This is a genomic window from Nostoc sp. 'Peltigera membranacea cyanobiont' 213, assembly GCF_002245975.1.
In the GTDB taxonomy this organism is placed as follows: Bacteria; Cyanobacteriota; Cyanobacteriia; order Cyanobacteriales; family Nostocaceae; genus Nostoc.
On the sequence record NZ_NOLI01000077.1, the window covers coordinates 1 to 13573 of the forward strand.

Consider the following 13573-nt stretch of genomic DNA (forward strand, 5'->3'; position numbering starts at 1 on the left):
GTAAATTGGGAATTAACGAACAAAGGTTAGCATTACCGCAACGTTCACCATAACCATTAATTGTCCCCTACCCCCTGCCTCTGCAAATACGGGTGCGAGGATACCACAAGGACGGTAGCCAGTATTTAAGCCGGTTAGTTCTTCTAATTTGCGCGTCCAGTCGGGATATAAAGCACGAGATCGCCAACACAATGAAAGCATTGCCTCATTAGTGATGTTTTCCGCATCTGGTGCTAACATCCCGGCGGCGGCGTGGGTAGCGGCAGCCTGAAAGTCACGACAAAGCACGGTGACGTTTGTCCCGCGCAATTTTAGTTCAATGGCGATCGCTAAACCAATAACGCCGCCACCAATAATTACGATCTCACTAGTCATTAGTCATTAGTCATTGATCGTTAGCCATTTATCATTAGTACATAACTAATAACTCATAACTAATTAACTCATAACTTATAACTTATAACTCATAACTAAAGACGGATCTATCGTTACCACAAGGCTCGAATTGGTTCGTTGCCTTGATTCGTGTTGCTGGATGGCGTTTCTGTTGCCGAACTATCTGTATTGTTTTCTGTTGTACTATCAGCAGGTGATGTTGAGTCTTCAGAAGGATTCTGAGCAACGTTACTTCTATTGTCAGGTCTTGCGGGTACAATAGAGCGCTTGTTTTCGTTTGTTTCAGTTGTTTCATTTCCTTCAGTTGCAGTTTCTTCATTTTTGCTGCCAGCACTGCTATTAACATTGATATTAGCTGGCAGGACTTTTGCTGCTTTACCGCCGGGAGCGTTAGCGCTTTGCACGCCCATAGGAAAATTGATGCCTAGTAATGTACCAAGCAGAATGGCCAAACCTCCAGCCATTAAAATCAGGGGTGTCCATCTACCCATCTTGTCTTACTCCTTTTTAACCTTTTGGTGTCCACACTATTCGAGAACCTTGTCCCCAAAATCCATCAAACTTTGTCACTTTCACATCGCCTAAAACCTGAGTTTGGCAGGCTAAACGTAAGTCTGTTGTAGGAGAATGGGGAGGAAGCGAACGCCGGGTTCGATCGCGCCAATTCGCTGTTGATACTTTGCCCTCTACCTTAACCGCGCAGGTTCCGCAACTGCCAATGCCTCGACAGTTTATTACCTTAGCACCGTCATTGTAGAGGTCAATACCATTTTGCAGCAAAATTGCTCGGAGATTGCTTCCGCTTACGCACTCAATTGTTTTACCTTCAGCTACTACCTTAGGCATTTTTAAATTGCCAAACTGGCGTTTTGTTGTATATTGACACATTGCCTCGAAAGTTGTCTCGTCGGTCCCAGTTTTATGACCACAAATTCTTCACCTCAACTTTGGCTCTATGACACTACATTACGAGATGGCACTCAGCGCGAGGGGCTATCAGTATCGATAGAAGATAAGTTACGCATTGCCAAGAGACTCGATCAACTGGGAGTTCCTTTCATTGAAGGCGGTTGGCCTGGTGCTAATCCCAAGGATGTACAATTTTTCTGGCAACTCCAAGAAGATCCGCTAAAACAAGCTGAAATTGTGGCTTTTTGTTCGACTCGCCGGCCTAACTCCACTGCTGCAACCGAACCGATGCTACAGGATATTTTGGCTGCGGGAACTCGCTGGGTAACGATTTTTGGTAAGTCTTGGGATTTACATGTTACAACCAGCCTCAAGACGACATTAGAAGAAAATTTGGCGATGATTCGTGACACCATTGAGTACCTCCGTTCTCAAGGGCGGCGGATTATCTACGATGCCGAACATTGGTTTGATGGTTACAAGCACAATCCAGATTATGCTTTACAGACATTAGAAGCTGCGATCGCATCTGGTGCTGAATGGCTAGTCCTGTGTGATACTAATGGCGGTACTTTACCCCATGAAGTTAGCCAAATTGTGCAAGATGTCAGTAGTCATTTGTCATTTGTCATCAGTCAAGAACCAATGACCAAGGACAAAGGACAAAGGACAATCCCTCAAATTGGAATTCATACTCATAACGATTCAGAAATGGCGGTTGCTAACGCAATAGCCGCCGTGATGGCAGGGGCAAAGATGGTACAGGGGACAATTAATGGTTATGGTGAACGTTGCGGTAATGCTAACCTTTGTTCGTTAATTCCCAATTTACAACTGAAGCTGGGCTACAGTTGTATCACAGAAGACCAGCTAACACAACTTACAGAAGCTAGTCGTTTTGTGAGTGAGGTGGTCAACCTCGCGCCTGATGAACACGCTCCCTTTGTGGGACTTTCGGCTTTTGCCCACAAGGGTGGTATTCATGTATCAGCTGTAGAACGCAATCCCCTAACTTACGAACATATTCAGCCGGAACAAGTCGGGAATCATCGCCGCATCGTGATTTCTGAACAGTCTGGACTTAGCAATGTTTTAGCCAAAGCCCGCAGTTTCGGGATTAACCTCGACCAGCTAAAGGCAGAAGCCAAGCAAATTCTCCAGCGTCTTAAAGATTTGGAGAGTGAAGGATTTCAATTTGAAGCCGCAGAGGCCAGTTTTGCCCTACTGATGCACGAAGCTTTGGGAGGTCGCCAGAAGTTTTTTGAAGTTAAAGGTTTTCAAGTCCACTGTGATTTGATTGAGGGGAAAGAAACTAGTAATGCCTTAGCTACGGTCAAAATCGCTGTTGACGGCAAAAATATTCTGGAGGCGGCGGAAGGGAATGGCCCGGTTGCTGCGTTGGATGCGGCTTTACGCAAGGCTTTGGTGAACTTTTATCCCCAAATAGCAACCTTTGATTTGACAGATTACAAAGTGCGGATTCTCAACGGACATACGGGCACTGCGGCGAAAACCCGCGTGTTGGTAGAATCAGGCAATGGTCGTCAACGCTGGACTACGGTGGGGGTTTCTACCAATATTTTGGAGGCTTCCTATCAAGCGGTGGTGGAGGGCTTGGAATACGGTTTGTTATTGCACTCTCAAGCAGAAGCGGCGGTGAAAGCTTCTAGTTGACAAAAAAGACATTTTATGTTCTAAAAGCTTGGTTTGTCGATGAGAAGGGAAAGCGATCGCTAATAGGTGCAGAATCGATCCAAAAAAAGACCTCTAGTTTGTACCAGAGGTCTTTCCGTTTCAGAACGTTGTAAAATTCATTAGCAATGTAAAACGCTGATATGGTTAATTTAGTGGCTTCTGTGCCATGAATGCCAAAATAACAACCCAATTGCCAATCCCATACCGACAATTATTGTTACTCCCATACCTAAATTGCGTAGGCGCAGCCCGCCGCAGGCATCGCCAATCCAATATTTAGGTGCAGACCTAGAAATCGAATGCTGCGACCAAAACTTCATCTTATGCCAGGTTTTAGGAGAACTTTTCCCACGATTGGGCAACTAATTGGCTCAACCAGCGACGTTGTTCCCGATCCAGCAGTGGATCGTCTGCTAGCAACTGAGCGGTTAATTCTTCCAAAGATTGACCCTGGGCGCGGACAATTTTAATTACTCCAGCGATCGCAGCAGCAACGAGTTCTTCATCAATTGGCTGTTGTCGTAAAGCAAAAATTTCCTGGGGACTGTCTGGAATGGGATAATTCATGGCGTGGGTTTACAGAAATACAAAATGAACAATAAATTCTTCAACAAATTCTTAAAATTTCTTTACTGAATCTTTACCAAACTAATAGCGCGGAGTTTACCTTACTTTGTGCCTTCATAAAATCTGTCTTAGTGAGTAGATTGCTCGGAGATGTCAGGAAACGATGAGAGAAATCCTTTATTTAGAAGTTCCAACTCCAGATATAGAAACTGTACGTAGCTGGCTACAAACGGATTTTGAACCTGGAAATGGAGAAAAAGTGCTTACTTCGGAAGGCTTTCGCCTCAAAATACCCAGTGCGACTACACCTGCTGGAGCGGCTCTTTCCGAAAAATTGCCTGCGGAACTTTCGGTATTTGTCTGGACGGTGCAACGAACTACCTATCTGAAAGTGTTTCGTTGGGCAGAACAACCCTTTCCCAGTGAGGGACAAATTCTGCAACGCCTAACCAAAGAAATCAGAAGCCGTTTTCCGCATCATTACCCAGAACCACCAACGATTGATTTATCGCAGCAATCGATTTTTGCCGCACTAGCCTCTGCTTACCCCCTCACCGTCAAGTATTTTCAGAAAATGCCTAACGGTGAATACGATCTAACACGTGCCTACTGGTGGGAACAACGATGGCGCGAAGGAGTACGAAATCCGCAGCAGCCGCGTCAAGTTGTGTTTTCCAATCAAGGGGACAGGGGAAAAGGTAATCCCAGTACCCAGCCTCTGGTCACTAATCCCCAGTACGACATCATCTACATCGGTGGCGCACTAGGCGCGATTCATGCTGCATTAATGGCAAAACTAGGATATAAAGTCCTGCTGGTGGAACGAATGCCCTTTGGCAAGATGAACCGAGAATGGAATATTTCCCGCGATGAGATTCAAAGCTTGGTTAATCTGGGTTTAGTCACCCCCGCAGAGTTAGAAACCATCATTGCCAGGGAATACAAAGATGGATTCAATAAATTTTTTGATGCGAATAATCCATCCAAACTGCGATCGCCCGTTCTACACACACCCACAGTCCTAAATTTAGGCTTAGATTCCGAAAAATGGCTCCTTATGTGTGGGCAAAAGCTGCAAGCCGCAGGCGGCGAAATCTGGGATGAAACAGAATTTATGCGTGCAGATATTGATATATCACAAGTTTTGTTGCAAGTCAAGCACTTACCTAGTCAGGTTGAAAAACAAGTAAGCGGACGATTGCTAATAGATGCAATGGGAACTGCCTCACCCATCGCTTGGCAATTAAATGGTGGTCGAGCCTTTGATAGTGTGTGTCCGACAGTAGGAGCGGCAATTGAGAGCGGATTTGAGCCGCAAGTGTGGGATTCGCAGTATGGGGACGTGCTTTATAGTCATGGGGATATTTCGCGGGGAAGGCAGCTGATTTGGGAATTGTTTCCTGGAGCAGATGATGAACTAACGATTTATTTATTTCATTACCACGAGGTGAATGCTGAAAATCCTGGTTCCTTGCTAGAGATGTACGAAGACTTTTTCACGATTTTGCCAGAGTATCGCAGGTGCGATATGGACAAATTGGTGTGGAAAAAGCCGACGTTTGGGTATATACCGGGACATTTTAGTGTGGGAAGTAGCGATCGCACAGTTGCCTTCGATCGATTAATTGCGATCGGCGATGCCGCATCACTCCAGTCTCCCCTCGTCTTCACCGGTTTTGGTTCCCTAGTTCGCAACTTAGAGCGCTTAACAACGCTGTTAGATACTGCTCTCAAACATGACTTGTTGAGTTTCCGCCACTTGAATCAGATTCGCGCTTACCAAAGCAACGTTTCAGTAACTTGGCTATTTTCCAAAGGGATGATGGTACCCACTGGAAAATTTTTACCACCCCAGCGCATTAACTCCATGCTCAACACCTTCTTTGGATTGTTAGCAGACGAACCCCAAGAAGTAGCAGATAACTTCATCAAAGATCGGTGTGATTGGTTAACCTTTAACCGATTAGCACTCAAAGCCGCTAGGAAAAATCCTGCCTTGCTTTTATGGATTTGGGAACTTGCTGGGCCTAGAGATTTAGTGCGATGGCTTGGTAGTTATTTCAACTTCGGTCGTCATGCCCTCATTAGCGCTTTGCTGAGTCCGTGGTTCGGGCGGTTCTTAAACCGGGTAGGTTTTTGGCTAGAACCCCGGAATCCTGGCTTGTGGCTGTGGCTATTGACAATTAATTATGCGATCGCCACAGGTAAACCGCGATCGCGCTCTCAAGTTGCAAAAACCAACCCAGAAGCCATAATTCCGAAGTCAGAAGCAAGGATTCTCAATTAGATATTGGACATGACTAACGACTAAGTAGATCGACGCAATTAAGGCTAAATTGCGAACGCGAATAGCGGCGACTACAACAGAAAAATGTCATTGGTCTTTTGTCATTAGTCCTTTGTCATTGGTCATTAGTAAGGGCTTTAAGCAAGTTTGCGTTTCGTAACATACTTGGGTTTTCTTGCGCCAACTTACTTAATAACCAATGACCAATGACCATTGACCAATGACCAATGACCAATGACCATTGAAGGAGGCAGGAGGCAGTTTTCCTCCTGCCTTCCTCAATAACTAATCTATTGACCTTGAGGGCGAAAATTCGGTAGTTCCACAGATGCTAATGACTTACGCCCTTTGGGTGGACGCTGGGGATAAACCACAGGTGAAGGTGAATTAGCATCATTAGTGTTATCACCTAATAACTCTGGTGAAAATTGGGAAACTTCTGACCAGTAGTCTTCAGTTTCTTCAACAGGCGACTCAGTGTGGGAGGAAGTAGAGGAAACCAGTAAGTTATTGGCTGGTGAAGTTACAGAATCTGTTGTCCTAGAAATGGAGATAGTTGTAGAGGGATTGATTTCTGCTTCCAAGTGCGCTTCCTGGGGATTTTCTATTTCCCCATCGTCTTTTATGATTGTTGCTAAAGTCTCCCAGATAGGAGAATCATTATTATTCTCATCTGTTTTAGCAGCAGGCGGTGGTGATGCAGATTCAGGCTGGGAGGTGAAAAACATTTGGATTAAACTATCTAATTGCTGATCTAAATTGGATGAACCCGAAGTTGAAATAGCTTCCGGTATATCTGGGGAATCGTCAATTTTTGGAGAGGGGATGGGTTCTGGTGGTGTTGAGGTATTTTGATTTTGCTTAACTGACCAGTTCCAAGGAGATGATGGCGGCGGAGTCGGTTCATTTCTTTGAAATGGGATTGGTGCTGACGGTTCGCCCCAAGAATTATCTACACTCTCAGTCAAGGATTCTGATTCTGCTGACCAAGGTTGAATTGGCTGGGCGTTAGGAAACAAAGACCGAGCTTTTCTAGAAAATCTTCCTTGGGCGCTAGTTATATCTTTAGGATGTTTTGCAGTATCTTCTAAAGAGTCATAGCTAGGAACCGATGTATCTAGACATTTTTCTAGAGCTGCTTTGAATTGCAGCGTCTGGCGTTGTTGTCGCATCAGTCTAGTACGTAACTCCCGACAAACAGTCTCTGACTGCAATAACTGTTCAGACTGTTCGCTATTATTAGTGTGTAACAACGTACATTCGCGCTCTAACTGGGCAAGGCGTTGCTGGCTAATTTGTAGCTGTGCTTTATAACTATCAGTGAAAATTTCCTGGCGTTGAACGGTTTGTACAGCAGTTTCTAATTGTTGAAATAGAGATTTTATCTGTTCTTGAGCCGCAGCCAATTCCTGAGTATGTTGGTTGAGCATCGACTCAGTAACGCTGGAGCGCGTTTTCTGCCACTGCAAAACCTTTTCAGACTCAGCTAGGTTGTCTTTTAGCTGCTCTACTTGTTCATACAAATTATTGTTAGCCGAACGCAATTCTTCGTTCAATGCCAGCAGGTTCTGAAACTCCGAGTCAATAAGTGCTTGCTTGCCGCTTTCCGGCTCTGCAACCCAGTCCGGCTGGGTAGTATCTTTTGAAAATTGTCTATCTTCAGCTGGCATGAGGAGTGGCAGTTGTTTAACTACCATATTGTCATTAGGCACAACTGAGTAAAAGGGACAACTCGCCTGCTCTGATTGTGGCGAATTAGCAGAATTTAGGGATTCCATCACAGCCCCCTTGTTTGAGGTGTCAGCTTCATTCATCACTCTTGACCCACCTGCCTAAAAATATCAGCAGTGCTGGCATTAGCATTGCTTATCAACTGTGTCTAATCAGGGTTTGCTCTAGAAGCTAAGTTTAACTCTCTCCAGGCACCAGCAATTAATCATCAATTGGTGTTCCCTATTTTGTATCTAGACTGATGCCGTTATAACACTATGATGCTCTTCCCCGTCAAGAAGAGGCAGGGGAAAACAGGGTAGGGGGCAGGAGAGACAAATACAGAGTGGCTCTGTTCTACGAAAGTTTTTCCATACGAAAAACTTTCGCAAGTTACATTTTATTCTCTATACTCGCATCTATCTTAAGATATAAATTTAAAATGTCTCCTTCAATACATTTTTCTACTGACTTATTTATTACTTAGGAACCATCTCAGTACAAGTATTTAGTATTCGATGATAATTCTGGGATCTTGAGCGATCGCTATTTAATGTCAGTAAACAACTAAGAGCTTCTGCCAGGAATAAAATGTTAGGAAAACATCATATATACGAATAAATACTTATAAAGGAATGATGAAGAAGTAACAATTCAAGTAAGTGAATTCATGAAATTTGTTTAAAGAAGAATCTCAATTTAGTCCGGTCATTTTTGTTGGGAAATACTTTTATAGCAAGCAATTCCAGACTTAATGAGTGAGATGTTTTTTATCAACTTGTCTTGAATACATCAAGTTTGTTTGATGAATACAATAAAATTGCTTAAAGTATCCTTGACTACTTGTATATACTATTGCTCTGTATTTTAGTTAACAGTAAAAACATTTTATTCAAGTGTTAATACGGATACACTTTTTAATTGATTTATTAAAGAATAATTGGAATAACCGAGTTTTCTACTAGCTAGAAAGTAATTATAAAGACCATAATTACTACTGGCTAATACGAGCCTTGTGTTAGAGAAAGCGTTGTGGTAGTTAAGCTTTTCCAAAAATTATAAGTTTAAAATAGGGGTGCTAAAGATGACCGATATATTTGCAATGGGTGTAAATATAAAGCAAGAAGCTGTCCAATTACCGCTAGTTGCAGAAAATTTTGACAGTTTTTGGGACAAAGAAATTAGACCGTTATTCACAGATGAGTCTCTGTCTTTTAGGGTAAAAACTCTTCAGGGAAATTATATAAAGTACGTCAACTTGGATAATGGAGCTACCACCACTCCCTTTGCAACCCTTAAGCAGCATGTGGATGAGATGCTTGACACTTATGGCAGCGTCCATAGAGGTTCTGGGCAAAAATCCATCATCACTACACGAGAATATGACGCTAGCCGGAATGTGATTCGGGACTTTGTGGGTTCATCTTTAGACAACTATGTAATTTTTGCGAAGAATACAACAGAAGCAATTAATGGAGCCGCCACACTTTGGGCAAAAAAACCTGGAAAAATCTTAGTTTCTGATATCGAGCATTCATCAAACCTGCTCCCTTGGGTTACTAGAGACGAAGTTGTGCAGTACAGAACCCAGGCGGACGGAAGTGTAAGTGTCGCAGAAATTGAAGAAATCTTCAAGGCACACCAAAATCTCCCCGAAGCCGAGCAAATTAAGTTGGTAACAATTACAGGTGCTTCGACAATTACAGGTTACAGACCCCCAATTTACGAAATCGCAGCTTTAGCACATCGGTATGGTGCGAAGATTTTTGCAGATGTGTGTCAGTTAATTCAGCACGAACGAGTAGATATGCGTGCTGACGATGACCCATGTCATCTAGATTTTGTGGCTTTCTCTGGACACAAGATGTATGCACCTTATGGAACTGGGGTTTTGTTGGGGCCAAAGGAATTTTTTGATAGCTCTTATCCTTATCAAATCGGTGGTGGAAACCTGCCTTATATCACCAGAAAGCTAGAGATCAAGCGTTTTTATACAGAACGGGCCCACGATCCTGGAACACCAAACGCAATGGGGGCGATCGCAATTGCCAAGGCGATTGAAATTATCGAAGCAGTAGGGCGCGATCGCATTGCTCAGTACGAACACTCTCTCGTAGAATTCACGTATACACGGCTTAGGCTAATTCCTGGAGTTCAATTACATATCCCAGGAGATAATCTAGCCCATGTTATTCCCTTTGATATTGATGGATTTGATGGACGCTTAGTGGCAGAAATTCTGGCACAAGAATATGGCATTGGCGTTAGGGCTGGGGCTTTCTGCACTTATGAATACATTCGCAAACTCAAGAATATTTCGGATGAGCAAGACTACGAAATTGCTCAGGAAGTAGACAGGGGAATTACCCGCAACATTCCCAGTATTATCCGCGCCAGCTTTGCAGTATATAATACGTTAGAAGACTGCGATCGCTTTATTGATGCGATCGCTCAAATAGCTAAAAACGGATTTGACCACTACTTGCCCAACTACACACAAGATGAAATCACTGGTGTTTGGACAGCGATAAATAGCTAATTTTTGGGGCATGGGGCATTGGGCATTGGGCTAATTCTTCTGCCTCACTCCCTCATTAAGTCTAATGCTCTGTATATTAATTACGAATTACGAATTACTACTTACGAATTACAAGGAGTAATAGCTTGAGTGATGAAAACCTCTTTGACCAGGAGGATTATCTACACGCACGGGTTGATGAGTGCATCTGGCAAAAAAGCACAGATGCGGGTATGTCGCGCCAGCGCTTTCTGCAAATACTAGCCACGATGGTTGGTGCAACAGCCATTGGGGGGTTAGCTAAACCTGCACCTGCTCACAGTCAGACAGGTGTTAAAACCAAGGGCAGTAAAATACTTAAGCCATTGCCACCAGGGTATATCTCTCATAGCAAAGGCACGTTAGAGATGAACTGGGAAGCAATGTATGGGCGTGGTTATTTAGTGCCAAATGATTGGTTCTATGTTCACAACCGCAGTACACCTCCTCCCTTTGACCCATCTACGTGGCGTTTGCAAATTCATGGAACTGGCGTTTCTGTTCCCTGTGAGTTCACTTACGATGAAATCATCGCTATGCCGTCCATCTCAGTCACCTGTGCCATTGAGTGTGCTGCTAATGGTCGGCGGTTTTTTGAAGAAGCTTACAACATACCACTCCCTGGAACTCGGTGGAGACTTGGGGCTATTGGCGTGGCTGAGTGGACGGGTGTACCACTGAGCATATTATTAGAGCGGGCTGGATTGAAATCTACAGCAAAAGACGTACTCGTTGAGGGTGCAGATTTTGATTCGCTGGACTCAAAGGACACAAATAAATCCAAGTTCAACAATGTAGTTCCCATTGCTAAAGCATTAGCAGATAACTCACTCGTCGTCTATGCCATGAACGGAGAACCATTACCTCCAGATCATGGCCAGCCATGCCGTGTCTTGTTCCCTGGTTGGGGAGGAAACGCCAATGTTAAATGGATTGAGCGGATTGAGGTTTCTGAAACACCGATATATACCCAGTGGGTAACGGAGCAGATGGTGCTGATTGGTGCAGATTATCCAGCGATCGCACCATATAAAGGTAAGCTGATTACCTATCAAAATGTTAAAAGCGCTTTTGAGTTGGCTTGGCCCGCTACACTTTCGGCTCAAACCCACTTACTACGTGGACGTTCTTGGTCTGGGAAAGGAAAAATTGTTCGTGTAGAAGTCAGTCTAGATGGCGGCAGAACTTGGCAATTTGCCCGACTGAGAGAACCAAACTTTCCATTTGCATGGACACGGTGGGACATTGAATGGAATCCAACTCCTGGCGAATATTTTATCCAAGCTCGTGCTACCGACAATTTAGGTAACACACAACCGAGTACAGTTCCGTGGAATGATTCTGGATTGCTCTACGGAGGCGTTGTTAGCCATCCGGTGACAGTACGGGGATGAATGGGGACAAGGAGAATAATCCATGCTCAATTCACACTCAGCACTATCAGTTCTCAAGAAAAAGACCTATTTATGATTGATTTTAGTTGGTTGATTTTAGTTGCTGGGGGTCTAATATCTGGAGTTATAGCCGGACTTTTAGGAATAGGTGGCGGTATTATCACGATTCCTCTTTTAGTCACACTTGGTTATACTCCCGTTCAGGCGATCGCTACTAGTAGCCTTGCGATCGTGATTACTTCAATTTCTGGAAGTTTGCAGAATTGGTGGATGGGCTACTTTGACTTTAAACGAGTAATTTATTTAGGAATTCCCGCCTTTTTAACTACTGGAATAGGTGTATATTTCGCTAATAAAATTCCATCCTATATAATACTTTTTACATTTGGCATAATACTACTTGCTAATATCTATTTGATTGAGCTTCGTAAACAACTAGCTTTCAAAGAGAAAGAGAATACAGAGCCAGTATTTAACCCATTAGTTTCTAAAATTGGCACTGGTGGAGCAGCAGGAATTTTAGCAGGTTTATTTGGCTTAGGTGGCGGTACAATTATGGTGCCACTACAAATGTTACTACTAAAAGAAGAAATTAAAGTCGCAATTCAGACTAGTTTAGGTGTGATTGTTATCACTGCCTTAGCTGCCTGTACAGGACACGCTTTAGAGGGAAATATTCTGTTTTTTCAAGGTATAGTTTTGGGATGTGGAGGTCTTTTAGGCGTTCAGATGAGTACTCGTACATTACCAAAACTGCCAGATTCTACTGTGAATTTAGTGCTTCGTATTTTCTTGGGTACACTATCAATATATCTTTTTTGGGAAGCTTGGATAAATTATCAACAAATAGTTACTAATTCGTAATCTCACGCCACTAAAATAGAGCCAAAGTCTAGATTTTCAAAGGATTTCAGCCTTATTTTGACACGGATGATAACTGTACAACCATACCGTGTACTAAATTTAGAGTTTTTCTAAAATCTATTTTTTTCAAAAGAGGTGAGCTATGAGTATTTTTAAAGTTGAAGTTGTCAAAATCAACAACATTAATCCTCATCCCAATGCTGATAGGCTAGATATTGCCTGTATTGAAAATATGGGATATCAAGTAATTATAGCCAAAGGGAAGCTTCACGCTGGAGATTTGGCTTTTTATTTTCCTATTGATAGTGTTATTCCAGAAAAGTTTTTGGATGAGTTTGATATTCGTAACTACTACTCGAAAAAACTGCGGGCTGCTAAACTTCGCGGAATTTTTTCTGAGGGTTTGCTTATTCCCGTTGGTAATAACTTTATGGGAAATGTCGGAGACGACTACACAGAGTATTTTGGTGTAACAAAGTATGAGTATCCAATTCCTCAAGGGATGAGCGGAGAACTAGAAAGTTTTATTGGAAATTACAAATTCCCCAGTCCAGAAAACCTTAAACGTTACAAAAACATCCTAATTGAAGGTGAAGAAGTTGTTGTAACAGAGAAGTTGCACGGAACTAACTTCTCTGTTTTAGTTGATGCTGATGGCACAACTAAAATTGGCAGCCATAATTACTTCTGGAAAAACAGCGAAGTAAACAAAAAATTAGTTTATATTCGTGCTTACAACGAAAACGAAGCTTTACAGAAACTTCCGCCAGTAACTCAGATTTTTGGCGAAATCTACGGCGTACAAGATATCAAATATGGCTTGGATAATGGCAATATTGGAATTGCTATATTTGCTGTGCGTCGCGGTAGTTATTTTCTCAATTACAGCGATTTTGTGGCTTTTTGCAATGAATTTGCTTTGCCGAAAGTGCCCGTGCTTTATATCGGTGCTTACACTTGGGAAGCGGTGTCTCAGTTCAATAATGCCAATAGTGTAGTTAGTCCCAATTGCATCATGGAAGGCGTTGTTGTGCAACCGGTCATTGAGAAAACGCATCCAGAAATAGGTAGAGTAGTCTTGAAGTTGATTAGCGATCGCTATCTGCTCCGTAAGGATGGAACTGAACTCCATTAGGTTCTACTCAAGTTTTGGTGGCGATACCTTAACTGACCTTCTGAAATGGACTTAGAATT

At 43.0% G+C, this 13573-nt stretch carries 11 protein-coding genes and 1 pseudogene; 6 read left to right on the plus strand and 6 right to left on the minus strand.

Annotation, left to right across the window (positions count from 1 at the left end; translation table 11 throughout):
- Positions 1–63 precede the first annotated feature (63 nt).
- From CDG77_RS20200 to CDG77_RS20210, 3 genes and pseudogenes are all read right to left on the minus strand, one after another.
- A pseudogene (locus tag CDG77_RS20200) lies at positions 64–375 on the minus strand (FAD-dependent oxidoreductase); the annotation flags it as partial.
- Positions 376–488: 113 nt separating this feature from the next.
- Positions 489–887: a hypothetical protein gene (locus CDG77_RS20205; RefSeq protein ID WP_094331122.1), complete on the minus strand. Its 399-nt coding sequence runs from the start codon at positions 885–887 to the stop codon at positions 489–491.
- A 16-nt stretch (positions 888–903) separates the two neighbouring features.
- Entirely contained in the window at positions 904–1242 is a 339-nt protein-coding gene (locus CDG77_RS20210; protein ID WP_094331148.1) for a 2Fe-2S iron-sulfur cluster-binding protein, read from the minus strand.
- A 75-nt stretch (positions 1243–1317) separates the two neighbouring features.
- Between CDG77_RS20210 and cimA the strand changes: the two genes are divergently transcribed.
- Positions 1318–2979 (plus strand): citramalate synthase, encoded by a 1662-nt coding sequence (gene cimA / locus CDG77_RS20215; RefSeq protein WP_094331123.1) that lies wholly within the window; start codon positions 1318–1320, stop codon positions 2977–2979.
- Between the two features lie 13 nt (positions 2980–2992).
- On the opposite strand, the gene CDG77_RS20220 is transcribed toward cimA, so the two are convergent.
- Positions 2993–3211, minus strand: coding sequence for a hypothetical protein (locus CDG77_RS20220; protein WP_094331124.1), 219 nt, complete (start codon positions 3209–3211; stop codon positions 2993–2995).
- Between the two features lie 122 nt (positions 3212–3333).
- The gene (locus CDG77_RS20225; protein ID WP_094331125.1) at positions 3334–3567 is read right to left on the minus strand and encodes a hypothetical protein; all 234 of its coding nucleotides are present in this window, start codon (positions 3565–3567) and stop codon (positions 3334–3336) included.
- Positions 3568–3730: 163 nt separating this feature from the next.
- On the opposite strand from CDG77_RS20225, the gene CDG77_RS20230 reads away from it, so the two are divergent.
- Positions 3731–5854: an NAD(P)/FAD-dependent oxidoreductase gene (locus tag CDG77_RS20230; RefSeq protein ID WP_094331126.1), complete on the plus strand. Its 2124-nt coding sequence runs from the start codon at positions 3731–3733 to the stop codon at positions 5852–5854.
- A 290-nt stretch (positions 5855–6144) separates the two neighbouring features.
- On the opposite strand, the gene CDG77_RS20235 is transcribed toward CDG77_RS20230, so the two are convergent.
- Entirely contained in the window at positions 6145–7668 is a 1524-nt protein-coding gene (locus CDG77_RS20235; protein WP_094331127.1) for a hypothetical protein, read from the minus strand.
- A gap of 980 nt (positions 7669–8648) precedes the next feature.
- Between CDG77_RS20235 and CDG77_RS20240 the strand changes: the two genes are divergently transcribed.
- The 4 genes from CDG77_RS20240 to CDG77_RS20255 all read left to right on the plus strand — a co-directional run bounded on the left by CDG77_RS20240 (position 8649) and on the right by CDG77_RS20255 (position 13514).
- Positions 8649–10103, plus strand: coding sequence for an aminotransferase class V-fold PLP-dependent enzyme (locus tag CDG77_RS20240; protein WP_094331128.1), 1455 nt, complete (start codon positions 8649–8651; stop codon positions 10101–10103).
- Positions 10104–10228: 125 nt separating this feature from the next.
- A complete protein-coding gene (locus CDG77_RS20245) occupies positions 10229–11515 on the plus strand; it encodes a sulfite oxidase (protein WP_094331129.1) in 1287 nt (428 codons plus the stop codon).
- A 72-nt stretch (positions 11516–11587) separates the two neighbouring features.
- Positions 11588–12379, plus strand: coding sequence for a sulfite exporter TauE/SafE family protein (locus CDG77_RS20250; protein WP_094331149.1), 792 nt, complete (start codon positions 11588–11590; stop codon positions 12377–12379).
- Between the two features lie 142 nt (positions 12380–12521).
- Complete coding sequence (locus CDG77_RS20255) at positions 12522–13514, plus strand: RNA ligase (ATP) (protein WP_094331130.1); 993 nt, start codon at positions 12522–12524, stop codon at positions 13512–13514.
- Positions 13515–13573 lie beyond the last annotated feature (59 nt).